This window comes from Streptomyces tricolor (assembly GCF_002155905.1).
Taxonomy (GTDB): Bacteria; Actinomycetota; Actinomycetes; order Streptomycetales; family Streptomycetaceae; genus Streptomyces; species Streptomyces tricolor.
In genome coordinates, this window is record NZ_MUMF01000184.1 from 16087 (window position 1) to 40066 (window position 23980).

The 23980-nt window shown below is 70.1% G+C and carries 23 protein-coding genes; 12 read left to right on the forward strand and 11 right to left on the reverse strand.

The window, feature by feature from the left end; all coding sequences use genetic code 11:
- Nucleotides 1-129 precede the first annotated feature (129 nt).
- Together CCN44_RS14485 and CCN44_RS14490 are read left to right on the forward strand one after the other, a co-directional pair.
- Nucleotides 130-762: an HAD family hydrolase gene (locus CCN44_RS14485; RefSeq protein WP_079080988.1), complete on the forward strand. Its 633-nt coding sequence runs from the start codon at nucleotides 130-132 to the stop codon at nucleotides 760-762.
- Between the two features lie 325 nt (nucleotides 763-1087).
- Nucleotides 1088-2482 carry a globin domain-containing protein gene (locus tag CCN44_RS14490; RefSeq protein ID WP_208639774.1) on the forward strand — a complete coding sequence of 465 codons (1395 nt, stop codon included), beginning with the start codon at nucleotides 1088-1090 and terminating at the stop codon, nucleotides 2480-2482.
- Between the two features lie 6 nt (nucleotides 2483-2488).
- Here the strand turns inward: CCN44_RS14490 and CCN44_RS14495 are convergent, their stop codons facing one another.
- The 5 genes from CCN44_RS14495 to CCN44_RS14515 form a co-directional block, all read right to left on the reverse strand.
- Nucleotides 2489-2971, reverse strand: coding sequence for an NUDIX hydrolase (locus CCN44_RS14495; RefSeq protein WP_059250007.1), 483 nt, complete (start codon nucleotides 2969-2971; stop codon nucleotides 2489-2491).
- A gap of 88 nt (nucleotides 2972-3059) precedes the next feature.
- Nucleotides 3060-3965, reverse strand: coding sequence for a LysR family transcriptional regulator (locus tag CCN44_RS14500; protein WP_059250006.1), 906 nt, complete (start codon nucleotides 3963-3965; stop codon nucleotides 3060-3062).
- 215 nt (nucleotides 3966-4180) lie between these two features.
- Nucleotides 4181-5329 carry a cystathionine gamma-lyase gene (locus CCN44_RS14505; protein ID WP_086697871.1) on the reverse strand — a complete coding sequence of 383 codons (1149 nt, stop codon included), beginning with the start codon at nucleotides 5327-5329 and terminating at the stop codon, nucleotides 4181-4183.
- Nucleotides 5326-5817 (reverse strand): low molecular weight protein-tyrosine-phosphatase, encoded by a 492-nt coding sequence (locus CCN44_RS14510; RefSeq protein WP_059250004.1) that lies wholly within the window; start codon nucleotides 5815-5817, stop codon nucleotides 5326-5328. Before CCN44_RS14510 ends, CCN44_RS14505 begins: the two co-directional genes overlap by 4 nt.
- Nucleotides 5818-5824: 7 nt before the next feature.
- A complete protein-coding gene (locus CCN44_RS14515; RefSeq protein WP_059250003.1) occupies nucleotides 5825-6202 on the reverse strand; it encodes a phage holin family protein in 378 nt (125 codons plus the stop codon).
- 104 nt (nucleotides 6203-6306) lie between these two features.
- Between CCN44_RS14515 and CCN44_RS14520 the strand changes: the two genes are divergently transcribed.
- The 4 genes from CCN44_RS14520 (at nucleotide 6307) to CCN44_RS14535 (ending at nucleotide 8654) form a co-directional block, all read left to right on the forward strand.
- On the forward strand, nucleotides 6307-6624 hold the full coding sequence (locus tag CCN44_RS14520) for a cupin domain-containing protein (protein ID WP_059250002.1): 318 nt from the start codon (nucleotides 6307-6309) through the stop codon (nucleotides 6622-6624).
- A 131-nt stretch (nucleotides 6625-6755) separates the two neighbouring features.
- Entirely contained in the window at nucleotides 6756-6968 is a 213-nt protein-coding gene (locus CCN44_RS14525; protein WP_059250001.1) for a DUF5326 family protein, read from the forward strand.
- A gap of 435 nt (nucleotides 6969-7403) precedes the next feature.
- Complete coding sequence (locus CCN44_RS14530) at nucleotides 7404-8117, forward strand: IclR family transcriptional regulator (RefSeq protein ID WP_086697880.1); 714 nt, start codon at nucleotides 7404-7406, stop codon at nucleotides 8115-8117.
- Between the two features lie 99 nt (nucleotides 8118-8216).
- Entirely contained in the window at nucleotides 8217-8654 is a 438-nt protein-coding gene (locus CCN44_RS14535) for an SsgA family sporulation/cell division regulator (RefSeq protein ID WP_059250000.1), read from the forward strand.
- Nucleotides 8655-8808: 154 nt separating this feature from the next.
- Here CCN44_RS14535 and CCN44_RS14540 read toward each other — a convergent pair whose 3' ends face one another.
- Nucleotides 8809-10284, reverse strand: coding sequence for a YibE/F family protein (locus CCN44_RS14540; protein WP_086697872.1), 1476 nt, complete (start codon nucleotides 10282-10284; stop codon nucleotides 8809-8811).
- Nucleotides 10285-10534: 250 nt separating this feature from the next.
- On the opposite strand from CCN44_RS14540, the gene thiC reads away from it, so the two are divergent.
- Complete coding sequence (gene thiC, locus CCN44_RS14545) at nucleotides 10535-12319, forward strand: phosphomethylpyrimidine synthase ThiC (RefSeq protein WP_059249998.1); 1785 nt, start codon at nucleotides 10535-10537, stop codon at nucleotides 12317-12319.
- Nucleotides 12320-12409: 90 nt separating this feature from the next.
- On the opposite strand, the gene CCN44_RS14550 is transcribed toward thiC, so the two are convergent.
- Nucleotides 12410-13348, reverse strand: coding sequence for an NADP-dependent oxidoreductase (locus tag CCN44_RS14550; RefSeq protein WP_086697873.1), 939 nt, complete (start codon nucleotides 13346-13348; stop codon nucleotides 12410-12412).
- A 94-nt stretch (nucleotides 13349-13442) separates the two neighbouring features.
- On the opposite strand from CCN44_RS14550, the gene CCN44_RS14555 reads away from it, so the two are divergent.
- Nucleotides 13443-13871, forward strand: coding sequence for a winged helix-turn-helix transcriptional regulator (locus CCN44_RS14555; protein ID WP_167403979.1), 429 nt, complete (start codon nucleotides 13443-13445; stop codon nucleotides 13869-13871).
- A gap of 70 nt (nucleotides 13872-13941) precedes the next feature.
- On the opposite strand, the gene CCN44_RS14560 is transcribed toward CCN44_RS14555, so the two are convergent.
- The 3 genes from CCN44_RS14560 to CCN44_RS14570 all read right to left on the reverse strand — a co-directional run bounded on the left by CCN44_RS14560 (nucleotide 13942) and on the right by CCN44_RS14570 (nucleotide 17513).
- The gene (locus CCN44_RS14560) at nucleotides 13942-14805 is read right to left on the reverse strand and encodes a hypothetical protein (RefSeq protein ID WP_086697874.1); all 864 of its coding nucleotides are present in this window, start codon (nucleotides 14803-14805) and stop codon (nucleotides 13942-13944) included.
- Between the two features lie 182 nt (nucleotides 14806-14987).
- Nucleotides 14988-16070, reverse strand: coding sequence for a metallophosphoesterase (locus tag CCN44_RS14565; protein WP_086697875.1), 1083 nt, complete (start codon nucleotides 16068-16070; stop codon nucleotides 14988-14990).
- Between the two features lie 330 nt (nucleotides 16071-16400).
- Entirely contained in the window at nucleotides 16401-17513 is a 1113-nt protein-coding gene (locus CCN44_RS14570; protein WP_086697876.1) for a LacI family DNA-binding transcriptional regulator, read from the reverse strand.
- 453 nt (nucleotides 17514-17966) lie between these two features.
- Here CCN44_RS14570 and hisC point away from each other — a divergent pair, with 453 nt between their 5' ends.
- Entirely contained in the window at nucleotides 17967-19046 is a 1080-nt protein-coding gene (hisC, locus tag CCN44_RS14575) for a histidinol-phosphate transaminase (RefSeq protein ID WP_059249992.1), read from the forward strand.
- Between the two features lie 13 nt (nucleotides 19047-19059).
- On the opposite strand, the gene CCN44_RS14580 is transcribed toward hisC, so the two are convergent.
- A complete protein-coding gene (locus CCN44_RS14580; RefSeq protein ID WP_086697877.1) occupies nucleotides 19060-19437 on the reverse strand; it encodes a cyclophilin-like fold protein in 378 nt (125 codons plus the stop codon).
- A gap of 210 nt (nucleotides 19438-19647) precedes the next feature.
- On the opposite strand from CCN44_RS14580, the gene CCN44_RS14585 reads away from it, so the two are divergent.
- From CCN44_RS14585 to cydD, 3 genes are all read left to right on the forward strand, one after another.
- Complete coding sequence (locus CCN44_RS14585) at nucleotides 19648-21156, forward strand: cytochrome ubiquinol oxidase subunit I (protein ID WP_059249990.1); 1509 nt, start codon at nucleotides 19648-19650, stop codon at nucleotides 21154-21156.
- 15 nt (nucleotides 21157-21171) lie between these two features.
- Complete coding sequence (cydB, locus tag CCN44_RS14590; RefSeq protein WP_086697878.1) at nucleotides 21172-22191, forward strand: cytochrome d ubiquinol oxidase subunit II; 1020 nt, start codon at nucleotides 21172-21174, stop codon at nucleotides 22189-22191.
- 60 nt (nucleotides 22192-22251) lie between these two features.
- Nucleotides 22252-23980, forward strand: a 1729-nt coding sequence (gene cydD, locus CCN44_RS14595) for a thiol reductant ABC exporter subunit CydD (protein WP_244203918.1), incomplete at its 3' end; no start/stop codon positions are given.

The window sequence follows — 23980 nt, forward strand, 5'->3', positions numbered from 1 at the left end:
GCACCCCCGCCGTCCACCCGTTTCGATCCGGACGCACGTGCTTTTGGCCATCCCGTGGCCATCCGTACAGCCGCTCGACAGCTCTGGGTGTTTCACGTGAAACATCGCCAGCCCACTAGCCTCGGGGCCATGGCGAGACTTCATCTCTTCGATCTCGACGGCACGTTGCTGCACGGCACGACGGCGCCAGTGGAGATTTCCCGCCAGTTGGGCCTGGAGGCCGAGACGGTGGCGCTGGACCGTGCGATCGCTGAGGGACGGATCGGTCCGCCGGAGTACGCGGCACGGGTGTACGACCTGTGGGCGGAACTGACCGAGCGGGATGTGCGCACCGCGTTCGAGGCGGCTCCCTGGCTGTCCCGGATCCGCGAGGTCTGGACGGAGATCAGGAGCGCGGGCGAGTACTGCGCGGTGGTGTCTCTCTCGCCGTCCTTCTTCGTGGAACTCCTCCTCGACTGGGGCGCCCATGCGGCGCACGGCTCCCGTTTCCCGGCCGTACCGTTCACCGAGCCTGTCGACCCGTCCGGGGTGCTCAGTGCCGCGGCCAAGGTGACCATCGCAGACCGGCTCTGCGCGGAGTTCGGCCTGACCCGGGCCGACTGTGTGGCGTACGGCGACTCGTCGTCGGACAAGGAACTGTTTGCTGCCGTACCGGTCTCCGTCGCGGTCAACGCCGATGCCCACCTGACCGGACTCGCGACCCACTCCTACACGGGGCGGGACCTGTGGGACGCCTATGAACTGGTCGGACCCGCTCGGTAGTTGGCGATCGTCACGAGTCGGACCGTGTACTCCTGGTGGGGGAGGGCGGGGGGACTTGTGTGTGTGGCGTCGGCCGGTAGGGTCGACTCCGGTTCACGTCCGGGATGGAGCGCGAGCATCCCGTGCGGTCCGAGAGCAGGGCATGCAGCCTAGCGGGACGGAGAGATCGAAGAACCGCTTTCCGGGTTCGTCACCGCGGCAGCCGATCGGGATGAGAGGCTGCGGACAAAGCGCTACGGCTGGCCGCCCGCCGGGGGAAAGCATGCGCCTTCCGAGGAGGAGGGTGCGCAGACCGACCGAAAGATGTTCGAGGCGAGGGCACACCATGGACGCTCCGGCCACCACGTCGGGGAAGAACGACATGTCGGGCGGGGGCGGCTGGTTCACGCCGCGCAAGGTGCCATCGGCTCCGCCGCCGGACGGTGATCAGGAGACGCCGGAGAGGCGCCGGCCCGCGGTGCTGCGGCCGGTGGGGCGACCGGCCGCGTCGGGTGTCGCGAGCCCCGCGCCGGACCTCGCGCCTCCGACCGCACCGGTGCCGGAGGCCGACTCCGTGGACCCGCGGCACGTGCCGGCGCAGCGGTCCGCCCCGGCCGCCGAGGAAGGCTCTGCGGACGCTCTCCTCATCCGCCGCACGATGACGGAGATCGGCCCCGTGGCCGACAAGGTCACCTCCTATTTCTACGCCCTCCTCTTCGTCCGCCACCCCGAACTGCGGTCGCTCTTCCCGGCCGCGATGGACGCCCAGCGGGACCGCCTGCTGAAGGCACTGCTCACGGCGGCCGAGCACCTGGACGACACCCCGGTCCTCGTCGACTACCTGGAGAATCTGGGCCGTGGGCACCGCAAGTACGGGACGCGCGCCGAGCACTATCCGGCCGTGGGCGAATGCCTCATCGGCGCGTTGAGCAAGTACGCCGCCGCCGTCTGGACCCCGGAGACCGAGGCCGCCTGGGTACGGGCCTACACGACGATGTCGCAGGTCATGATCGACGCTGCGGCGTCGGACGAACTGCGGGCCCCGGCCTGGTGGCAGGCGGAGATCGTCGCGCACGACCTGCGGACCCCGGACGTCGCGATCCTCACCGTCCGCCCCGACCAGCCCTACCCCTTCCTCGCCGGCCAGTACACGAGCCTGGAAACACCCTGGTGGCCACGGGTGTGGCGGCACTACTCCTTCGCCTCCGCGCCCCGCAGCGACGGGCTGCTGACCTTCCATGTGAAGGCCGTCCCGGCCGGCTGGGTCTCCAACGCGCTGGTGCACCGGGCCCGGCCCGGAGACGTCATACGCCTCGGTCCGCCGGCCGGCTCGATGACCGTCGACCACACCACCGACAGCGGACTGCTCTGCCTGGGCGGCGGCACCGGCATAGCCCCCATCAAGGCCCTGGTGGAGGACGTCGCCGAGCACGGCGAACGCCGCCCGGTCGAGGTGTTCTACGGCGCACGCACCGACCACGACCTGTACGACATCGACACCATGCTCCGGCTCCAGCAGAGCCACCCCTGGCTGTCGGTCCGGGCCGTCATAGACCAGAGGGCCCATCTCCAGCTCCCCGACGCCCTGCGCGCCTACGGCCCGTGGCACGAGTACGACGCCTATCTCTCGGGCCCTCCCGGAATGATCCGCAGCGGCATCGACACGCTCCGGGACATCGGCATCCCGTCGAGCCGGATACGACACGACTCGGTGGAGGAACTGTTCGCCGGCGCCGGCTGACCTGGCCTACCCGAGGTCGGGGGCGTGCATGGCGCGCACCCCCTCGATGTTCCCGTCGAGGTAGTGCCGCAGGGACAGCGGGACGAGGTGGACGGAGGCGATGCCGACGCGGGTGAACGGGACGCGGACGATCTCGTACTCACCGGCAGGCTCGTCCACTTCGGGGCCATGGCGCAGGGACGGGTCCATGGACTCCAGCCGGCAGACGAAGAAGTGCTGCACCTTCACACCGGTCGCGCCGCCGTCCTCACCGATGTGTTCCACCGTGTCCACGAAGCACGGCACCACATCGGTGATCTTGGCGCCGAGTTCCTCGTACACCTCCCGGTGCAGGGCGTCCACGACGGTCGAGTCCCCGGGCTCGACTCCGCCACCGGGGGTGACCCAGTAGGGATCGACACCGGGCTTGGTGCGCTTGATCAGGATCAGGTCGTCACCGTCCAGAAGAACGGCACGGGCGGTGCGCTTGACCACGGGTCGGACGGTCATGGGAGAAATGTGGCCCGGCTGGTTCCACGTGAAACATCGCAAAGTGCCACGACCCGACCGCAGCGCGTAGGCCCCCCGGCCGGCGGTGTCAGCACCAGGCCGTGGCCGCGCGCTGAAGCCACTCCTGGGCCCGCGCGATGTGCGGCAAGGCGAGCGTGCCGGTCCGCGCCACCAGGAAATACGTGCGCAGCGGCGGCACCGCCGGGTCGTGCAGGGGGACGATCGTGCCCTCGTCCAGAGCTGGGGCGCACAGGTAACGGGGCAGTACCGCGAGCCCGGCCCCGGCGATCGCACAGGAGAGCACGGCCCGCAGGTCGGGGACGATGACCGTGCCGGAGGCGGCCGGACGGGCGTCGAAGGCGGAGGCCCAGTAGTGCGAGACGAAGGGCAGCGACTCGTGGACCTCGACGACGGGCAGGTTCTCCAGAGCGGGCGCGCCCTTCAGCCGCAGGGCGTCCGGGCCGATCCACCCCGCCCAGCGCGGAGCCGCGACCAGCACGAGCTCCTCGTCACAGAGCGGAGTCGCGGTGAACAGGGCACCGCGCGGCCGGGTCGTACTGATGGCCAGATCATGGTGGCCGCAGGCCAGCCCGTCGAGCACTTCCTCGGCTGTCCCGAAGGAGGCCCGCAGCGCGAAGCCCTGGCCGTCGTCCCCGGTCAGCTCCGTGAGGGCGGGCAGGGCACGTTCGGCGGTGAACTCGGGAGGCCCGGCGAGGTGCAGCGTCCGTAGCGAGGAGTCGTCGTCCAGTCCGCTCTCGGCTATCTCCACCAGGGCGTCGAGATGCGGCGCTGCCTTGTGCGCGAGTTCGTCGCCGATGGTCGTCGGCGTCACCCCGCGCGCCTGACGGAGAAAGAGAGGTCGGCCCAGCTGACGTTCCAGGGTGCGGATCTGCGAGGTGACGGCGGGCTGGGAGAGGCCGAGCAGTGCGGCGGCGCGGGTGAAGGAGCCGGCCCTGTGGACGGTGACGAAGGTCCGCAGCAAGGCCAGATCCATGGCATGCCCTCCCTGTCGCTGCCCTCTCCGGCCCCCAGGCAGGCACCAACTATAAATAAGTCGATAGGCCTCTGTCGCTAGCGTGATTGGACACTGACGCAGAGTCAACTAGCCTGGTTCACGCGGCATTTCTCCTGCGGAAGCCGCAGGCGGTCCGAGCCACGAGGGGGGAGGCTCGGACCGTCCGAACGGGTCGGCGCGCGGACGCGCCGGGCTCACCCGGCGGACTCGTCCAGGGCACGCAGGACGTCGGCCACCAGGTCCTCGGGGTCCTCCGCACCGACGGACATGCGGATGAAGCCCTCCGGGACGGCGTCTCCGCCCCAGCGGCGGCGGCGTTCGGCGGTGGACCGTACCCCGCCGAAGCTCGTCGCGTCCTCCACCAGGCGCAGGGCCGCGAGAAAGCGCTCGGCACGCGCGCGCGTGGGCAGCGTGAAGGAGACGACACAGCCGTAGCGACGCATCTGCTGAGCCGCGATCTTGTGCGCGGGGTCGTCGGGCAGACCCGGGTAGCGCAGGCCGGAGACCTCCGGTCGCCGGCGCAGTGCCTCCGCGACGGCGAGGGCCGTGGCGTTCTGCCGGTCGACGCGCAGCTGGAGCGTGGCGATGGACCGGTGCGCGAGCCAGGACTCCATGGGCCCGGAGATCGCCCCGACGATCTTGCGCCAGCGGCGTACGGCGGCCATCGCCTCGGCGTCGCGGCCGGTGACGTAGCCCAGCAGGACATCGCCATGCCCGGTGAGCTGCTTGGTGCCGCTGGCCACGGAGAAGTCGGCGCCCAGCGCCAGCGGACGCTGCCCGAGCGGCGTGGCGAGCGTGTTGTCGACGGCCACCAGGGCGCCACGCGCGTGTGCCGCCTCCGCCAGCCGCCGGATGTCGCACACATCGAGCCCGGGGTTCGACGGGGACTCGATCCACAGCAGCCGCGCTCCGTCGAGTACGTCGAGCTGGGCGTCGCCGGCGGTCGGCGCGGTGCGCACCTCGATGCCGTACGCCTCCAGCTGGGCGCCGACCAGCGGCAGCACCTGGTAGCCGTCGGACGGCAGCACGACCGCGTCGCCGGCGCGCAGCTGCGAGAACAGCACGGCGGAGATCGCCGCCATGCCGGAGGCGAAGACCAGCGTCTCGACGTCCTCCTGCCCGGGCGCCTCCAGCTCGCTGACGGCCCGCTCCAGCAGCGTCCAGGTCGGGTTGTCGTCCCGGCCGTACAGGTAGGGGCCCGTCACCTCGCCGGGCAGGTGGAAGTGTGCCGCGAACACCGGTCCGGGCAGGGTCGGCTCGTGCTTGACCGGCTCGGGCAGCCCCGCCCGTACCGCGCGTGTGCCGTCGCCGGTGCGGCCCTCGTCCTTCGTGGCATCGCTCATGCGGCCCGTCCCTCCAGTTCTTCCTGTACGGCGGCGAGCAGACCGGTGCTCGCCGCCTCCACCATCTCAAGGCACTCCTCGAAGCCGTCCCGCCCCCCGTAGTACGGGTCCGGTACGTCGAGGTCGTCGCCGGCGGCGGGGTCGAAGGAGCGGAGCAGACGGATCTTGCGCGCGTCCTCCTCGGTGGGCGCGAGGCGGCGCAGGGCCCTGAGATGGCCGGCGTCGAGGGCGATCACGAGGTCGAGGCGGGCGAACCACGACGGCAGGAACTGGCGGGCCGTGTGCTCGCTGTCGTAGCCGTTCTCCTCCAGGACCGAGATCGTGCGCGGGTCGGCCGGCTCGCCCTCGTGCCAGCCGCCGGTACCGGCGCTGTCGACCGCCACCAGGTCCGCCAGCCCGGCCTCCGCCACGCGCGCGCGGAAGACGGACTCGGCCATCGGGGAGCGGCAGATGTTGCCGGTGCACACGAAACAGACGCGGTAGGTCATGGCCCGCTCAGTCCTCGTCGGGCAGGACGACGTGCAGCGCCCAGGAGACGACGGAGATGATCAGGCCGCCGAGGACGGCCGTCCAGAAACCCTCCACATGGAAACTCAGGTCGAGCTTGCCGGACACCCAGGAGGTGAGCAGCAGCATCAGGGCGTTCACCACCAGGGTGATCAGGCCCAGCGTGAGGATGAAGAGCGGGAAGGTGAGCACCTTCACGATCGGCTTGACCAGCCAGTTGACCAGGCCGAAGATCAGCGCGACGGCGATCAGCGTGCCGGCCTTCTTGGCGGTGCTGTCACCGGTCAGGGTGATCTTGTCGAGCAGCCATACCGCGACCGCCAGGGCGCCCGCGTTGGCAATCGTCTTGACTAGGAAATTCTTCATGTGTCTGATCGTGGCAGACCGGGCGGGCCCTGGCCGGACGGACGGCGAGCGGTACGGCGGCGGGCAGCGCAACAGCGAGCAGTGAGGCGAGGGCGGCAGCGGCGATGAAGGCATTCCGGCTGGACGAACTGGAGGCGGAGCGCGCCGCCAACGAGGGTGCCTATCTGCAGTTCCTGCGCGAGCGGAACATGTCGGTCGGCCTGTACGCGCTGAACGCGGGCGAGCACGACCCGCAGCAGCCGCACGGCCAGGACGAGGTGTACTTCGTGGTCAGCGGCCGGGCCGCGATCACGGTCGGCCTGGAGACGACCCAGGTGGCGCGGGGCAGCGTGGTGTACGTGCCCGCCGGAGTCCCCCACAAGTTCCACCACATCAGCGAGGACCTCAGGGTGCTCGTGGTGTTCTCTCCGCCCGAGGCGTGAGCCCGGACCCCGGGGTTCCCTAGGGGACGGCTCAGGGGAGGACGGGGGATGCGAGGCCCCCGGGAGCACCCTGCGCGGCCCTAGCATCGGTGGGGAAGAGGGACAACGCACGAGAACGAAGGACGAGGGCGATGCGAGAGATCTTCGCGGGGCTGCCGTGGTGGGTGAAGTGGGTCGCGGTGCCGGTCATCGCCCTGGTCGTGTTCGGCGGCCTGATAGCGACCGTGGTCGGTTTCGTGATCGGCCTGCTGTTCAAGGTGCTGGTCTTCGTCGCCCTGGTCGGCGGACTGATCTACGTCGTGCGCAAGTTCATGGGCACCTCCTCGTCCCGCAGCGACTGGTGAGGCGCCCGGGAGCCGGTCACCCGTGACGGGGTGCCGGTTCCCTCGGGGGAGGGAAGTTTCCCCGGGACCCGTCTGCGCGCGGTGGCGGACGGTTAAAGTCCGGAACTCCCCACGGGGCCCGGCCTCGTGGGTGGCGCAGATCCCCTCCGTGCTCCTCTCCGCACGGGCTGCCCCCTCGCGCTTCGGGAGTGACCCTTGGCCACGGTTGACACCGCACCGGTAGAACCCCACGCACCCCACGCCCCACCGCGCTCCTGCGCGACCCCGGTCCAGCGACCGGCCCCCCTGGCCGTCCCAGGCCAGCCCCACGCGGCGGACATCACCGGCGTCCCGCGCGCCGTGGACCGCTCCGGACCAGCGCCCTGTGCCGCCAGGCCGGGACCGCCGGTCACCGACGCGCCCACCACCACGCTCATCGGATCCGTCCAGCGCGCCATGCGCCTGCTGGAGACCGTCGCCGCCCACGCGTACGGCGCCCCCGCCAAACAGCTCGCCCGCGAGACCGGCCTCGCGCTGCCCACGGCGTACCACCTGCTGCGCACCCTGGTGCACGAAGGCTATCTGCGCCGGGAGAAGGGGCTGTTCTTCCTCGGCGACGCCGCGGAACGGCTGGGCCGCAGCGGGGCGCAGCAGAAACGTCGCAGCACGGTGGCGGACACGCTGGCGCACTGGCGCGATTCCATCGGTGTGCCGGTGTACTACGCGATGTACCGGGACGGCGAGATCGAGGTCATCTGCGTCTCCGACTCGCATCAGGCGCCCGCCGTGGAGGAGTGGGCGGACTTCCGCGAGACCGGCCACGCGCACGCCATCGGGCAGTGCCTGCTCTCCCAGCTGGACGAGGAAGCGCGACGCGACCATCTCGCCCGGTACCCGGTGCGGCCCCTCACGCCGAACACCGTGCGGGACAACGACGCGCTGCTGCGCCGGCTGGCCCGGACAGGACGGATGGAACCGGTGGTGGAGCGTCAGGAGTACGCGATCGGCACGGTCTGCGCGGCGGTCCCGATCACGGTCGGCACCACCGCGGCCACCATGGCCATCTCCCTCCCCGTCCACCAGGCCGACCGGCTGCTGCCCGCGGCCCACCGGCTGCAGGCGGAGATCGGGCGGCATCTGGGGTCGCTCACCCTCTCTATCAGTATCTGAAAACTTACTCCTTGTGATCTCCCGTGTACTTTCAGCAAGATTTGTCCACGGTCAGAAGGATCATTCCCGGCCAGTCGATGTCATATGACGGGATAGACGATGCGCGAGTCCGTGCAGGCAGAAGTCATGATGAGCTTTCTCGTGTCGGAGGAGCTCTCCTTCCGCATCCCAGTGGAGTTGCGCTACGAGACATGTGATCCCTATGCCGTGCGGCTCACCTTTCATCTGCCCGGTGACGCGCCGGTGACCTGGGCCTTCGGGCGGGAGCTGCTGATCGACGGGGTCGGCCGTCCGTGCGGCGAAGGCGATGTGCACATCGCCCCGACCGATCCCGAGATGCTGGGCGAGGTGCTGATCCGGCTTCAGGTAGGCAGTGACCAGGCCCTGTTCCGTTCGTCGGCGCCGCCGCTGGTGGCCTTCCTGGACCGCACGGACAAGCTCGTCCCACTCGGTCAGGAGGGGGCGTTGGCCGACTTCGACGCTCATCTCGACGAGGCTCTGGACCGGATCCTCGCCGAGGAGCAGAGCGCCGGCTGAAGCGTTACGGCACGGAGGCGGGGGGCGCTCCGTCCTTCCGCGTGGAGCGGTGCAGGAACGCTTCTGCAAGGGGTGCCCGGCCCGCCGTACCCCTGCGGTACCCGGTGGAGTCGGCTCCACCGTGCCCATCGTCTCCGGTGCGGTTCCGCCTCGCTCAGCGCTTCCGGCGCCGGCCCCGGCCGCCCCGGGCCGGCGCGGGCTGCGCCCCGGCGGGCGCCGTGGTGTCCGGGCCAGGCCGGTCGGCCGACACGACCAGCGCGGCCAGCGCCGTGGTGACCGGGACCGAGGCCACCAGACCGATGGAGCCCACCAGCGTGCGCACGATCTCCTCGGCCACCAGCTCACTGTTGGCCACGGTCCCCACGCTGCTCTGCGCGATCGAGAACAGCAGCAGCAACGGCAGCGCGGCACCGGCGTAGGCGAGCACCAGGGTGTTGACCACGGACGCGATGTGGTCGCGGCCGATGCGGATGGCCGCCCGGTACAGGCCGCGCCAGCCCATCGTCGGGTTGGCCTCGTGCAGCTCCCAGACGGCCGACGTCTGTGTCACCGTCACGTCGTCCAGGACGCCCAGCGAACCGATGATGACGCCGGCCAGCAGCAGACCGCTCATGTCGATCGACGGATACAGGCCATGGATCAGGCCGGTGTTGTCGTCCGTGTTGCCGGTCAGCGCGGCCCAGCCGATGAACAGCGAGCCGAGGACGCCGATCAGCGAGAGGGAGATCAGCGTGCCGAGCACGGCCACCGAGGTACGGGCCGACAGGCCGTGGCACATGTACAGGGCGATCAGCATGATGGCGCTCGATCCGACGACGGCCACCACCAGCGGATTCGACCCCTCAAGGATCGCCGGCAGGATGAACAGCGTCAGCACCAGGAAGCTCACGGCCAGGGCGACCAGCGCCATCACGCCGCGCAGCCGGCCCACCACCACGACGGCCACGGCGAAGATCCCCGCGAGCAGCGTCATGGGGAATTTGCGGTTCACATCGGTCACCGCGTACTGGAGTTCCTTGGGGGCCGAGGGCTCGTAGGCGACCACCACCTTCTCGCCCTGGTGCAGCTGACGCGACTGGTCCGGCTGCACGATCTCGGTGAACGTACGGCCCTTGTCCTTGCCGGTGTCGACGCGGATGGTCGCCTTCTTGCAGCTGCCTTGGGCCTGTTGCTGCGCCGAAGAGCCCTCGGCGGTGGACGTGTCGCCGGTCGGGGTGTCGCCGGAGGCGTTCACCGACTTGCAGCTGACCTCGACGACCTGGGTGACGGTGGCCTGCTGGGTCTGCCGGTCGAAGCCGACGCCCGTGCGCTTGTGCGACGGGGCTTCTCCGGGCCAGAGCACCATGAGGCCGACCAGGACCGCCGCGGTGAAGGGCACGAGGACGGCCGCGATGACCTTGCGCAGGTGCTTGGACACGGGGGCGGCGGGGCCGTGGCCGTGACTGTGGCCGTGCGCGTGCCCGTGACCGTCGGACGGGCCCTGACCCTGGCCCTGGCCCTGGCCCTGATCGCGGCCGTGCCCGGGATCGGCGTCACGGCCGCCTTCAGGGGTTCCGCCGCCGTGCCCGAAACCCTGCCCCGAGCCGCCTCGGCGGTGCGGCTCGGGCGGCTGGTAGGGGTACTGCTCCATCCTGGTCACCGCCCGATCATCGCAAGAACCGTGGGGGCCCACTGTTCACCGCGCCACAAATGACGCTAGCGTGGAGGCACCTTTGCACACGCGGGAGCTCGGAGCACCGGGCTGAGAGGGCGCTGACCTCCGTACACGCGATGTTTCACGTGGAACACCCGATGTTCCGCGGGAAGCGTCGGCAGACGGAAACCGCTGCGTCGACCGCCGAACCTGTTACCGGGTAATGCCGGCGTAGGGAGTAGGTCTCATGACCAACAAGGACGCACGCACGCCTGCCTCCGTTCAGGACGAGACGTCGCAGGAGGCCGGGAAGTCCATCGGCTGGCACAAGGCGTACGTCGAGGGTTCGCGCCCCGACCTGCGCGTGCCGGTCCGTCAGGTGCACCTCACCAACGGGCAGTCGGTCACGCTGTACGACACATCGGGCCCGTACACCGATCCCCTCGTGGACACGGACGTCCGCCGGGGTCTGCCGCCGCTGCGGGAGAACTGGATCATCGCGCGCGGCGACACCGAGGAGTACGCGGGCCGTCCGGTCCGTCCCGAGGACGACGGGATCAAGCACACCTCGCCGCGTGGCGGCCTGCGCAACCTGGACGCGGTCTTCCCCGGACGTCCGCGGCAGCCCCGACGGGGCCGGGGCGGCCAGGCGGTGACGCAGCTCGCGTACGCCCGCCGGGGCGAGATCACACCGGAGATGGAGTTCGTGGCCCTCCGGGAGAACGTCTCGCCCGAGGTGGTCCGCGAGGAGATCGCGGCGGGCCGGGCCGTGCTGCCGGCCAACGTCAACCACCCGGAGATCGAGCCGATGATCATCGGCAAGCGGTTCCTGGTGAAGGTGAACGCCAACATCGGCAACTCGGCGGTGACGTCCTCCATCGAGGAGGAGGTCGAGAAGATGACCTGGGCGACCCGCTGGGGTGCCGACACGGTCATGGACCTGTCCACCGGCCGCAACATCCACACCACCCGCGAGTGGGTCCTGCGCAACTCCCCCGTCCCCATCGGCACGGTGCCGCTCTACCAGGCTTTGGAGAAGGTCGATGGCAAGGCCGAGGAACTGACCTGGGAGATCTACAAGGACACCGTCATCGAGCAGGCCGAGCAGGGCGTGGACTACATGACCGTCCACGCGGGCGTCCGGCTGGCGTACGTCCCGCTCACCGCCAACCGCAAGACCGGCATCGTCTCGCGCGGCGGCTCGATCATGGCCGCGTGGTGCCTGGCGCACCACAAGGAATCGTTCCTGTACGAGAACTTCGAGGAACTGTGCGAGATCCTCGCCGCCTACGACGTCACGTACTCGCTGGGCGACGGCCTGCGGCCGGGATCCATCGCGGACGCCAACGACGAGGCACAGTTCGCGGAGTTGCGGACGCTCGGGGAACTCAACCGGATCGCCAAGCGTTTCCACGTACAGACGATGATCGAGGGCCCCGGTCACGTCCCGATGCACAAGATCAAGGAGAACATCGACCTTCAGCAGGAGATCTGTGATGAAGCTCCGTTCTATACGCTCGGCCCGCTGACCACGGACGTCGCGCCGGCGTACGACCACATCACCTCCGGCATCGGCGCCGCGATGATCGCCTGGTGGGGCACGGCGATGCTCTGCTACGTCACGCCCAAGGAACACCTGGGCCTGCCCAACCGGGACGACGTCAAGACCGGCGTCATCACCTACAAGATCGCCGCCCATGCGGCGGACCTCGCCAAGGGGCACCCGGGTGCGCAGGAGTGGGACGACGCACTGTCGGACGCCCGCTTCGAGTTCCGGTGGGAGGACCAGTTCAACCTCGCTCTGGACCCGGAGACGGCACGGGAGTTCCACGACGAGACCCTGCCGGCCGAGCCCGCCAAGACGGCCCACTTCTGCTCCATGTGCGGTCCGAAGTTCTGCAGCATGAAGATCTCGCAGGACATCCGGCGCGAGCACGGCGGCAGTCGGGCCGAGATCGAGGAGGGCATGGCCCTGAAGTCGAAGGAGTTCGCCGAGGCGGGGAACCGGGTGTACCTGCCGATCGCGGACTGAGCCACGGCTGCGAGCGGTCCGCGTTTCCGAGCCGAGGCGCAGCCTCCCGTGAAACGCGGACCCGGCACCCTCGGCCGGCGGGCGAGCCGGTCAGGGCACGAGGACGATCTTGCCGGTGGTGCGCTTGCTCTCGATGGCGCGGTGGGCCTCGGCCGCTTCGGCCAGGGGGTAGGTCTGCTGCAGGGTGACCCGCAGCCGGCCCGCCTCGATGCGCTCGGTGACCTGCTCCAGCAGCTCACCGGAGGGCTCGGAGGCGACCCACGCGTAGCGCAGGCCGCGGGCGGCCGCCTGCTGCTCGTCCGTTCCCGGGTCGATCGACGCGCCGACGAGGATGCCGCCCGGCCGGAGCACGTCGAGGGAGCGGGGCCCGTACGAACCGCCGACCAGGTCCAGTACCGCGTCGACCGGGGCCACGGCCGTCCGGAAGTCGGTGGTGGTGTAGTCGATCAGTTCGTCGGCGCCCAGTTCGCGAAGGAGGTCATGGCGGGACGCCCGCGCGGTGCCTATGACATGGGCTCCCAGTTCCTTGGCCAGCTGCACGGCGACGTGACCGACGCCGCCCGCCGCCGCATGGATCAGTACCCGGTCGCCGGGCCGCACCCGGGCCAGCACGGCCAGCGCCTGCCAGGCGGTGAACGCCACCAGCGGCACGGCCCCGGCGTGCACCAGGTCGAGGTTCTTGGGCGCGGGGGCCAGCGCATCGGCCGGCACGGCGGTGAACTCGGCGTACGCGCCGCGTCGGAGGACCGGCAGCAGGCCGTACACCCGGTCGCCCGGCGCGAACCGCGTCACGCCGTCGCCCACCCGCTCGACGACACCGGAGACGTCGTTGCCGGGTGTCCACGGCAGCGGGACCAGCTCCGGCACACGGCCGGACCGGAGAACCGCGTCGCCCGGGTTGACTCCGGCACCGGCGACCCGCAGCAACACCTCGCCGGGGCCGGGCTCGGGCACATCGGTCTCGGTGTGGGTGAGCACCTCGGGGCCGCCGAACGCGGACTGGACGATGGCGTGCATGCGGGCGGACATCGGGACTCCTCATCGGTGGGCCGGGCTGCTCTTCATGGTCGGCCCAAGCGATATCCCCACGGAAGAAGGCACTTGTCTGATATCGAGGATCCTTGTGGATACCGGCTTTGACCTGAGACAACACGGCGGCGTAGACGTCTTCCTGCGCGACTGCCCCACCCGGGCCGTGCTGGAGCTGATCGCCAGCAAGTGGACCATGCTGGTCCTGGTGGCACTTGAGGACGGCCGGCCCATGCGGTTCGCCGAACTGCGGCGGCGGCTGGACGGCGTGACGCCGAAGGTGCTGACGCAGACCCTGCGCGCGCTGGAGCGCGAGGGCGTACTGACACGCCGTGTCCATCCGACCGTGCCCCTGCGCGTGGAGTACCAGCTGACCAAGATCGGCCAGGAGGTGGGCGGGTTGGTGCAGAGCATCACCGACTGGTCGCAGGCGAACCTCGCTGCCATCCAGGCGGCCAGGAAGGAGTTCGACGAGCGTGCCGCCTGCGAGCCTCCGGAGGTCACCGCCCAGGAGCGCGCGTGACCGCGCCGCGCCGGCCGCTCCCCTGGCGACGGCTGGCGGCGGCTGGTGCGGCTGCTCGGCTGGGGCGGGGCTACTCGGGCCGGTGTTCCGGTCCGCCGAAGTCCGGGCTGGTGTAGTCGGGGCTGGTGAAGCTCGGGCGGTCGGACGCGGTGCCGTCGTCGGGGCTGGTGAAGCCGGGGCGGTCGTAGCCCAGGCGCGGTATGCGGCCGGTCGGCGCGGGCGGGGCCGGGTGGCGTACGGCGGCCGAGCCGGGATCGGCGAGTGCCTCCCGGAGGAAGGGCAGGATGCCGCGCTCCAGCAGGGCGTCCCGCCACGCCTCGCGGGCCCTGGCCAGCTCTTCCTGGGCCGCGTTTTGTGCCCGGGCGTCCGCCGGGGTGCTGTTGCGCAGGGCGGTGAGCAGCAGTCCGACGGCGGCGACGAGGATCGCCGCCGCGGTGATGGCACCGAACACCCAGCCGGTGGTGAGCAGGGTCCGGGCGAGGGTCTGCCCGGGGTCCAGCATTCTCAGGATGTAGCCGACGAGCAGGAAGATCACCGCGGCGGTTCCGGAGAGAACCGGAGCGAGGACGGCGATGACCGCGATGGCGCCCGCTCCGGTGCTCTCGGCGGCCTCACCGAGGGTGCCGGCGAGACCGGTGGAGGCCGAACCGGGGCTTGCCGGTCCGGAGTTGTCGTCGGCCGACGGGGCGGACAGCGCCGGGTGGCGCAGTTCGTCGCGGAGCTGGACGTAGTGCTGGTACTCGGCCGCCGCCGCTGCCGTGATCAGGGCGGAGGCGCTGAGTGCCATGGTGCGCAGTTGATCGAGGTTGAGCCGCTGTCCGACAGCGGCCAGTTCCGGTCGGTGCGGTGCGGAGCGCAGCGCCTCATCGAGGAGCCGCTCGAATTCCTGGCGGTCCTCGCTCTTCAGGTGCTGCGGAACGCTGTTCATGTGCATCCCCCGATGCTCCGTAGGGCTTGGGGCTCGCACGTCGACGAGCCGTCGGGCAGAAACGGAGGGGAGCCTGCTACGGATAAGCCGATGGTAGAGCCGTGACGGCGCGCGTCGACAGGGGATTGCCGGAAATTGCGTTCCTGCCTGCGCGTACGCGTCCGGGGGAAGGGCTTGCCACCGAACGGTCAGTTGTCCAGCGGCAGTTGCTGGACCAGCAGCTTTCCGGCCATGGTCACGCCGCCGTCCATGGCGATGGCCAGTCCGTCGGCGTAGATGTGCGGTCCCTCGACGACCGGGCCGGTGCTCTCCTCGCCGTCCTCGGATCCGACCTCGCCGAGGAGGTAGGGAATGGGGCTGTGCCCGTGAACGACCCGGGTGCCGCCGTACGTATCGAGGAGGGAACGCACGGCGTCGGCGCCGCCCTCGTCGCGGAAGGAGAAGCGCTTGGTGAACTTGCGGAACAGGTCCCAGACCTCGTCGGCGTCGTTGCGGGTCAGGGTCTCGCGGACGGTGTCGTTGACCGCCTCGATGGAGTCGCCGTAGTCGAGGTAGGCGGTGGTGTCGGAGTGGATGAGCAGATAGCCGTCGACCTCCTCGACGGCGTCGAGGCGGGCCATCCACTGCAGGTGGTGGTCCTGGAGGCGGTCCATGTCGGTCTTCTGGCCGCCGTTGAGCAGCCAGGCCGCCTGGAAGGTGGCGGTGCCCGCACCGGAGTTGACGGGCGTGTCGCCGAACCGCTTGGCGCCGAGGAGCAGCAGCTCGTGGTTGCCCATGAGGGCCTTGCAGTAGCCGCCGGCCGCCGCCGCCTCGGCGGACAGCCGCATGACCAGGTCGATGACGCCGATGCCGTCCGGTCCGCGGTCGGTGAAGTCACCGAGGAACCACAGCCGGGCGGTGCCGGCGCACCACTGGCCCGAGGCGTCGATCAGCCCCTGCTCCTGCAGGGCGGCCACCAGTTCGTCCAGGTAGCCGTGCACGTCACCGACGACGTAGAGGGGCCCGGGCCCGGCCGCGGGCTGCGGAGCCGGCGCGGCGGCGGGGGCGGGTTCGACGGGGACCTGGAGGGTGTCGCCGCGGTTGATGACGGGCAGGTCGCGCTGGGTGGGGGTGTAGCCCTCGGGGTACGCCTCGTCGCCGGCCGGGACGACGTCGCCGGGGTGGACGCTGTGGACGTACGGACCGGTCTCGTGGACGTACGCGGGTACCCGGAAGTCGCGCAGCGTCGCCGTCCGCTCCGCCTCGGGTCCCTGACCGGCCCCCTGAGTCATCAGACCCCTCCACCATCGCGCCGCATCTGCACCGCTTCGGACTGCCTGGTCGCAGCGGTCCGCGGTGTCGTGGGCCCATCATAGGAATGCGCGTCGCGCCGTGTGATGACCCAGGGGTGGTGAATCGGAACAAGACTCCAGTTCACCGCGGCTTTCGCCCCGTTTGGGCAGGTGTTCGACCAGCTGTCGGCCGATCGGGGCCTCGGCCGGCCGTCTCATCGGCCTGTCGCCCCGGTCGGTCGGCCCGCCCCCGTGTCGTCCCCGCGCGGTACCCGCGGGGGCGCGCACCGCACCGGCCGGGCCCTGGGCCGGCCGGTGCGCGGCGCCGCGCTACGTGTCGTCCGGTGTCCGCGGCGGGCTGACCGTCGTGCGCGGGGACCGCCGCTGGGACGAGGTACGCACGATCAGCTCGGTCGGTATCACCTGCTCGACCGGCTGATCGGACTCGACCCCCTCGATGGCGTCGATGAGCAGCTGGACGACGGCGGTGCCGATCCGGCGCGGCTTGAGGGAGAGCGTGGTGATGGGCGGCTCGGTGCTGGCGTACACGGTGGACTCGCTGCAGCAGACCAGCAGCAGGTCGTCGGGGACGCGCAGGCCGTAGCGGCGGGCGGCGGCGAGCAGGTCGGTGCCGTTGGGGTCGAACAGGCCGTAGACCGCGTCGGGCCGGTCGGGGCGGGCGAGCAGCCGGTCGGCGGCGACGGCGCCGGCGCACGGGTCGTGCGCCGGGTAGGCCTCGTAGACCGGGTCCTGGCCGACCCGTTCGCACCAGCGCAGATAGGCGGTGGTCGACAGATGGGTGTACGTGTCGGTGGAGGTGCCCGTGAGCAGGCCGATGCGGCGGGCGCCGGCGTCGGCGAGGTGGTCGAGGATGTCGAGTACGGCGGCCTCGTGGTCGTTGTCGACCCAGGCGGTGACGGGGAGCGCACCGGCCGGGCGGCCGTCGGAGACGACCGGCAGGCCCTGCCGGACGAGTTCGCTGACCACCGGGTCCTGGTCGGAGGGGTCGATGACGACCGTGCCGTCCAGGGCGACGTTGGACCAGACGTCGTGGCGGGAGGTCGCGGGCAGGATGACGAGGGCGTAGCCGCGGGCGAGCGCGGCCGAGGTGGCGGCCCGGGCCATCTCGGCGAAGTACGCGAACTCCGTGAAGGTGAAAGGTTCATCCCCGTACGTCGTCACGGTCAGGCCGATCAGACCTGACTTGCCGGTACGGAGGGTGCGGGCGGCGGCCGAGGGCCGGTACCCGAGCCGGTCGGCGACCTCGCGGACATGGCGCCGGGTGGCATCCGGGAGCCGGCCCTTGCCGTTGAGGGCGTCGGACACGGTCGTGATGGAGACCCCGGCGGCGGCGGCTACGTCTCTGATGCCCGCCCGGCCCGGCCGGCTGCCTCGACGTGAGGTTTCCGCGCGGCTCACCTGGTGCTTCCCTGCTGCTGTCATGGCGAGCCGATAGTAGGGCTCATGTGGTGGGGTAGTGCGGACGCATATGCACGCGTTGACAGGCACGTTTCTGCAAGGCCGTATGGGGTCAATTGCCTTTGAAAATAAGGTAGTTGAGCGCTTCAATGGCAAGACGTGACTTGTCGACGCGGATAGGCCTGCCAAGTGCCCGATGTCTCGAAGAGGTCTCAACTCACCTTCACGAGGGACGCGCGCCACGGCGCAAGCCACCGGCGCATAGATATATGTACGGCGCGCCCCCCGAAACGTACGCCTTCGTGCGGTGATGCCCTTGATGCCGGTGGGAGACGTGAGATCCACCGCTCGGCGGGACGGTGCCCGCACTCCTGGTCGTCCCGGATCTGTTCGCAGCGGGGCCGAATCCTCTTAAGGTGAGGAGTATTGGAAGCCGGTGGTGTCGACGGGCCGCCGGTGGTCGCGAGGAGGACTGCGGTGAGCGAGACGAGCCCCAAGCTGCGCGCCGAGCTGGAGGGTATCCCCACCTACAAGCCGGGCAAGCCGGCCGCGGCCGGCGGACCGGTCGCCTACAAGCTGTCCTCCAACGAGAATCCCTACCCGCCGCTGCCCGGCGTGCTGGAGAGTGTGACCGCGGCGGCTTGCGACTTCAACCGCTACCCGGACATGGCCTGCACCGGGCTGATGAACGAGCTGTCCGACCGTTTCGGTGTGCCGCTCTCCCACCTGGCCACCGGTACCGGCTCGGTGGGGGTCGCCCAGCAGCTGATCCAGGCCACCAGCGGCCCCGGTGACGAGGTGATCTACGCCTGGCGGTCGTTCGAGGCGTACCCGATCATCACGCAGATCAGCGGCGCCCGGTCGGTGCAGGTGCCGCTGACGCCCGGGGATGTGCACGACCTGGACGCGATGGCGGACGCGATCACCGACCGGACGCGGCTGATCTTCGTCTGCAACCCCAACAACCCGACCGGCACGGTGGTGCGCCGGGCAGAGCTGGAGCGGTTCCTCGACCGGGTGCCCGGCGATGTGCTGGTGGTGCTGGACGAGGCCTACCGGGAGTTCATCCGTGACCCCGAGGTGCCCGACGGCGTCGAGCTGTACCGGCAGCGGCCCAATGTCTGTGTCCTGCGGACCTTCTCCAAGGCGTACGGCCTGGCCGGGCTGCGCGTCGGTTTCGCGATCGCCCATGAGCCGGTGGCGGCGGCGCTGCGGAAGACGGCGGTGCCGTTCGGGGTGAGCCAGCTCGCGCAGGAAGCGGCGATCGCCTCGCTGCGGGCCGAGGACGAGCTGCTGGGCCGGGTCGGCTCGCTGGTGTGCGAGCGGACGCGCGTGGTCGACGCGCTGCGGGCCCAGGGCTGGACGGTGCCGGAGACGCAGGCCAACTTCGTGTGGCTGCGGCTGGGGGAGCGTACGGTCCCGTTCGCGCAGGCCTGCGAGGAGCACGGTGTGGTGATCCGGCCGTTCCCGGGCGAGGGTGTGCGGGTGACGGTCGGGGAGGCCGAGGCGAACGACATCTTCCTGAAGGTGGCGGAGGCCTTCCGCAAGGAGATCTAGGCCGGCGGCAGCGCTAGTCCTCGATCAGTTCCACCCGGATGGGGTCGCCGGCTCGTACGGTCGCCAGGAGGCCGGCGTCCCCGTCCACGCTGCCGAGGACATTGCACGGGCTCGCGAGGCGGCACTCCTCGCCTTGCGAGATCGGCGTGGGGCCGTAGGGGAGGGCGAGAGCGTCACCGTCCGTCCAGAAGGCCACCGTGCCCGGTTCCACCACCTGACGGGCGTCCGTTTCACGTGAAACAGAGACGCCTGTGTCGAAATACACCTCCTCACCCCATGTGCGCGCGGTCGAAGCGAGGGGCAGGGCCTTGGCGAGGGCCTGTGTCGTCGGGGTGCTTGCGTCGAGGGTCGCGGTGATGTTGCCCGCGGGCCAGGAGATGCGTATCTGCATGGCGCGCAATTCAACAAGATGTTGAAGTCGCTGCCAAGGTCTTGACGTGAAGGCGAAGGGGGGGACCCCCCTTCCGCGGCCGAAAATCAGTGCGTCATAATGGCTTGTGAATGTGAACGCGTTCACAAGCGCGTCTCGTTTGCTCCTGTATGCGTGCAACAAAAGGGGCAAACCGCCGCTGTACCACGCCGTAGTAAGGAGAGTGACGACGTGGACCTGGCTTTGGCGCCGGAGACACTGGCGCGCTGGCAGTTCGGCATCACCACCGTCTACCACTTCCTGTTCGTTCCGCTGACGATCTCCCTGGCCGCCCTCACGGCCGGGCTGCAGACGGCCTGGGTGCGCACGGAGAAGGAGAAGTACCTCAGGGCGACGAAGTTCTGGGGCAAGCTCTTCCTGATCAACATCGCGATGGGCGTCGTCACCGGCATCGTGCAGGAGTTCCAGTTCGGCATGAACTGGTCGGACTACTCGCGCTTCGTCGGTGACATCTTCGGCGCCCCGCTGGCCTTCGAGGCGCTGATCGCGTTCTTCTTCGAGTCCACCTTCATCGGCCTGTGGATCTTCGGTTGGGACAAGCTGCCCAAGAAGATCCACCTGGCCTGCATCTGGATGGTCTCGATCGGCACGATCCTGTCGGCCTACTTCATCCTCGCGGCCAACTCCTGGATGCAGCACCCGGTCGGCTACAAGATCGACAAGGTGAGGGGGCGGGCCGAGCTGACCGACTTCTGGGCCGTGCTGACCCAGAACACCGCCGTCACCCAGGCCTTCCACACCCTGTCCGCGGCCTTCCTGACCGGTGGCGCCTTCATGGTGGGCATATCCGCCTACCACCTGGCCCGCAAGAAGCACATCCGCGAGATGAAGACCTCGCTGCGGCTCGGCCTGATCACCGTGGTCATCGCCGGCATGCTCACCGCGATCAGCGGTGACGTCCTCGGCAAGGTGATGTTCAAGCAGCAGCCGATGAAGATGGCCGCCGCCGAGGCGCTGTGGGACGGCCAGAAGCCGGCCCCGTTCTCGATCTTCGCCTACGGTGACGTGGAGAAGGGCCACAACACCGTGGCCATCGAGATCCCCGGCCTGCTGTCCTTCCTCGCCGACGACAGCTTCACCTCGTACGTGCCCGGCATCAACGACGTCAACAAGGCCGAGCAGGAGAAGTTCGGGCCCGGAGACTACCGGCCCAACATCCCGGTGACCTTCTGGGGCTTCCGCTGGATGATCGGCTTCGGCATGGCCTCGTTCGCCATCGGACTGGCCGGGCTCTGGCTGACCCGCAAGAAGTTCATGCTGCCGCAGCACCTGAGGGTCGGCGACGACGAGGTGCCGCACCTGGTGCTCTTCAAGAACAAGGCGCTCAGCCCGAAGCTCTCCCCCTGGTACTGGCGCATCGCGACCTGGACGCTGGCCTTCCCGCTGATCGCCAACTCCTGGGGCTGGATCTTCACCGAGATGGGCCGCCAGCCGTGGGTCGTCTACGGCGTCCTGCAGACCCGGGACGCGGTCTCCCCCGGTGTCTCCCAGGCCGAGGTGCTCACCTCGATGGCCGTCTTCACCGCGCTGTACGCGATCCTCGCCGTGGTCGAGGTCAAGCTGCTCGTGAAGTACGTCAAGGCCGGCCCGCCCGAACTGACGGAGGCCGACCTCAACCCGCCCACGAAGATCGGCGGCGACACCCGTGACGCCGACAAGCCGATGGCCTTCTCGTACTAGGCCGAGGGAACAGTCATGGAACTTCACGACGTCTGGTTCGTCCTGATCGCCGTCCTGTGGACCGGCTACTTCTTCCTGGAGGGCTTCGACTTCGGGGTCGGCATCCTCACCAAACTGCTGGCCCGTGACCGGCCCGAGCGCCGGGTACTGATCAACACGATCGGCCCGGTCTGGGACGGCAACGAGGTGTGGCTGCTCACCGCGGGCGGCGCGACCTTCGCCGCGTTCCCGGAGTGGTACGCCACCCTCTTCTCCGGCTTCTACCTGCCGCTGCTGCTCATCCTGGTCTGCCTCATCGTCCGGGGCGTCGCCTTCGAGTACCGGGCCAAGCGGCCCGAGGAGACCTGGCAGCGCAACTGGGAGACAGCGATCTTCTGGACCTCGCTGCTCCCGGCGTTCCTGTGGGGCGTGGCCTTCGGGAACATCGTGCGGGGTGTGAAGATCGACCAGCACTTCGAGTACGTCGGCGGCGTCGGGGACCTGCTCAACCCCTACGCCCTGCTCGGCGGCCTGGTGACGCTGACGCTGTTCACTTTCCACGGGGCGGTGTTCACCGCGCTGAAGACCATGGGGGACATCCGGGTACGGGCACGGAAGCTGGCCCGGTGGGTCGGCCTGGCCGCGGCCGGTGTGGCGCTCGCCTTCCTGCTGTGGACGCAGGCCGACAGCGGCGACGGCAAGAGCCTGGTCGCCCTGATCGTGGCCGTCGCCGCCCTGGTGGCCGCCCTCGTGGCCAACCAGCTCGGGCGTGAGGGCTGGGCGTTCACGCTGTCCGGGGTCACCATCGTGGCCGCGGTGGCGATGCTCTTCCTGTCGCTCTTCCCGAACGTCATGCCGTCCACTCTGAACGGGGACTGGAGCCTGACGGTCACCAACGCCTCGTCGAGCCCGTACACCCTGAAGATCATGACGTGGTTGGCGGCGATCGCCACACCGCTCGTTCTGCTCTACCAGGGCTGGACGTACTGGGTCTTCCGCAAGCGGATCGGCACGCAGCACATCGCTCCCGACGCTGCCGCCGGCACCACGCACTGAGTCCGCAGAGGGTGTGTTTCACGTGAAACACACCCTCATGGACCGAAGGGCCTGTTTCACGTGAAACCAATCGATCCACGCCTGCTGCGGTATGCCCGCGCCACCCGGGTCTTCCTCGTGGCGGTCATCGGGCTGGGTGTCGTCGGTGCCGGACTGGTGATCGCCCAGGCGATGCTCGTCGCCGAGATCGTCGTCGGTGCGTTCCAGCACGGGCTGTCGGCCGCCGAACTGCGCAGTCCCCTGCTGCTGTTGGCCGCCGTGGCGGTGGGACGGGCGGTTGTCGCGTGGCTCACCGAGCGAGCGGCCCACCGCGCGAGTGCGGCCGTGAAGTCGGAGCTGCGCGGGCGGCTGCTCGAACGGGCGGCGGCGCTCGGTCCGGGATGGCTGAGCGGGCAGCGGACCGGCTCGCTGGTCACCCTGGCCACGCGCGGGGTCGACGCCCTGGACGACTACTTTTCGCGCTATCTGCCGCAGTTGGGGCTGGCCGTGGTCGTGCCGGTGGCGGTGCTGGCGCGGATCGTCACCGAGGACTGGGTGTCGGCGGCGATCATCGTCGGCACCCTGCCGTTGATCCCGATCTTCATGGTGCTGATCGGGTGGGCGACCCAGTCCCGGATGGACCGTCAGTGGCGGTCGCTGTCGCGGCTGTCCGGCCACTTCCTGGACGTGGTCGCGGGGCTGCCCACGCTGAAGGTGTTCGGCCGGGCCAAGGCGCAGGCCGCGTCCATCCGGCGGATCACCGGCGAGTACCGGCAGGCCACTCTGCGGACGCTGCGGATCGCCTTCCTCTCCTCCTTCGCGCTGGAGCTGCTGGCCACGCTGTCCGTGGCACTGGTCGCCGTGACGATCGGGATGCGGCTCGTGCACGGAGAGATGGATCTGTACATCGGGTTGGTGATCCTGGTGCTGGCGCCCGAGGCGTATCTGCCGTTGCGGCAGGTGGGGGCGCAGTACCACGCGGCGGCGGAGGGGCTCGCCGCGGCGGAGGAGATCTTCGCCGTGCTGGAGACGCCGGTGCCGGTGTCGGGTACCGGTGCGGTGCCTGCCGGGGCCGTGGCCTTCGAAGGGGTCACCGTGCGGTACCCGGGGCGTTCTTCGGATGCGGTGACCGGGGTGTCGTTCACCGTGGAACCAGGGGAGACCGTGGCGCTGGTCGGGCCCAGCGGGGTGGGCAAGTCGACGCTGCTGAGTGTGCTGCTGGGGTTCGTACGGCCCACCGAGGGGCGGGTGCGGATCGGGGGCGCCGATCTCGCGGGGCTCGACCTGGCGGAGTGGCGGTCGCGGATCGCGTGGGTGCCGCAGAGGCCGCATCTGTACGCCGGGACCATCGCGGAGAACGTACGGCTGGCCCGGCCCGAGGCCGACGACGACGCGGTGCGGCGGGCACTGCGGGACGCGGGGGCGTGGGAGTTCGTGGAGGCGCTGCCGGAGGGGGTCGACACCGTGCTCGGGGAGGACGGTGCGGGTCTGTCGGCGGGGCAGCGGCAGCGGCTTGTGCTGGCTCGGGCGTTTCTCGCGGACCGGCCGGTGCTGTTGCTGGACGAGCCGACGGCTGCGTTGGACGGGGCGACGGAGGGGGACGTCGTGGCCGCGGTGCGGAGGCTTGCGGTGGGGCGGACCGTGCTGCTTGTGGTGCATCGGCCTGCGTTGTTGGGGGTGGCCGACAGGGTGGTGCGGCTGGGGGGAGCCGAGCTGGAGGAGGCCTCGCTGGAGCGGGCTTCGCTGGAGCGGGCCGAGTTGGTGTCCTGCCCGGTGTCCGGTGGGCCTTTCAGGGGGCTCCGCCCCCTGG

Coding starts and splice junctions, on each gene's coding strand:
- CCN44_RS14485 (WP_079080988.1), top strand. CDS start 130: ATGGCGAGACTTCATCTCTTCGATCTCGACGGCACGTTGCTGCACGGC.
- CCN44_RS14490 (WP_208639774.1), top strand. CDS start 1,088: ATGGACGCTCCGGCCACCACGTCGGGGAAGAACGACATGTCGGGCGGG.
- CCN44_RS14495 (WP_059250007.1), bottom strand. CDS start 2,971: ATGACCGTCCGACCCGTGGTCAAGCGCACCGCCCGTGCCGTTCTTCTG.
- CCN44_RS14500 (WP_059250006.1), bottom strand. CDS start 3,965: ATGGATCTGGCCTTGCTGCGGACCTTCGTCACCGTCCACAGGGCCGGC.
- CCN44_RS14505 (WP_086697871.1), bottom strand. CDS start 5,329: ATGAGCGATGCCACGAAGGACGAGGGCCGCACCGGCGACGGCACACGC.
- CCN44_RS14510 (WP_059250004.1), bottom strand. CDS start 5,817: ATGACCTACCGCGTCTGTTTCGTGTGCACCGGCAACATCTGCCGCTCC.
- CCN44_RS14515 (WP_059250003.1), bottom strand. CDS start 6,202: ATGAAGAATTTCCTAGTCAAGACGATTGCCAACGCGGGCGCCCTGGCG.
- CCN44_RS14520 (WP_059250002.1), top strand. CDS start 6,307: ATGAAGGCATTCCGGCTGGACGAACTGGAGGCGGAGCGCGCCGCCAAC.
- CCN44_RS14525 (WP_059250001.1), top strand. CDS start 6,756: ATGCGAGAGATCTTCGCGGGGCTGCCGTGGTGGGTGAAGTGGGTCGCG.
- CCN44_RS14530 (WP_086697880.1), top strand. CDS start 7,404: ATGCGCCTGCTGGAGACCGTCGCCGCCCACGCGTACGGCGCCCCCGCC.
- CCN44_RS14535 (WP_059250000.1), top strand. CDS start 8,217: ATGCGCGAGTCCGTGCAGGCAGAAGTCATGATGAGCTTTCTCGTGTCG.
- CCN44_RS14540 (WP_086697872.1), bottom strand. CDS start 10,284: ATGGAGCAGTACCCCTACCAGCCGCCCGAGCCGCACCGCCGAGGCGGC.
- thiC (WP_059249998.1), top strand. CDS start 10,535: ATGACCAACAAGGACGCACGCACGCCTGCCTCCGTTCAGGACGAGACG.
- CCN44_RS14550 (WP_086697873.1), bottom strand. CDS start 13,348: ATGTCCGCCCGCATGCACGCCATCGTCCAGTCCGCGTTCGGCGGCCCC.
- CCN44_RS14560 (WP_086697874.1), bottom strand. CDS start 14,805: ATGCACATGAACAGCGTTCCGCAGCACCTGAAGAGCGAGGACCGCCAG.
- CCN44_RS14565 (WP_086697875.1), bottom strand. CDS start 16,070: ATGACTCAGGGGGCCGGTCAGGGACCCGAGGCGGAGCGGACGGCGACG.
- CCN44_RS14570 (WP_086697876.1), bottom strand. CDS start 17,513: ATGACAGCAGCAGGGAAGCACCAGGTGAGCCGCGCGGAAACCTCACGT.
- CCN44_RS14580 (WP_086697877.1), bottom strand. CDS start 19,437: ATGCAGATACGCATCTCCTGGCCCGCGGGCAACATCACCGCGACCCTC.
- cydB (WP_086697878.1), top strand. CDS start 21,172: ATGGAACTTCACGACGTCTGGTTCGTCCTGATCGCCGTCCTGTGGACC.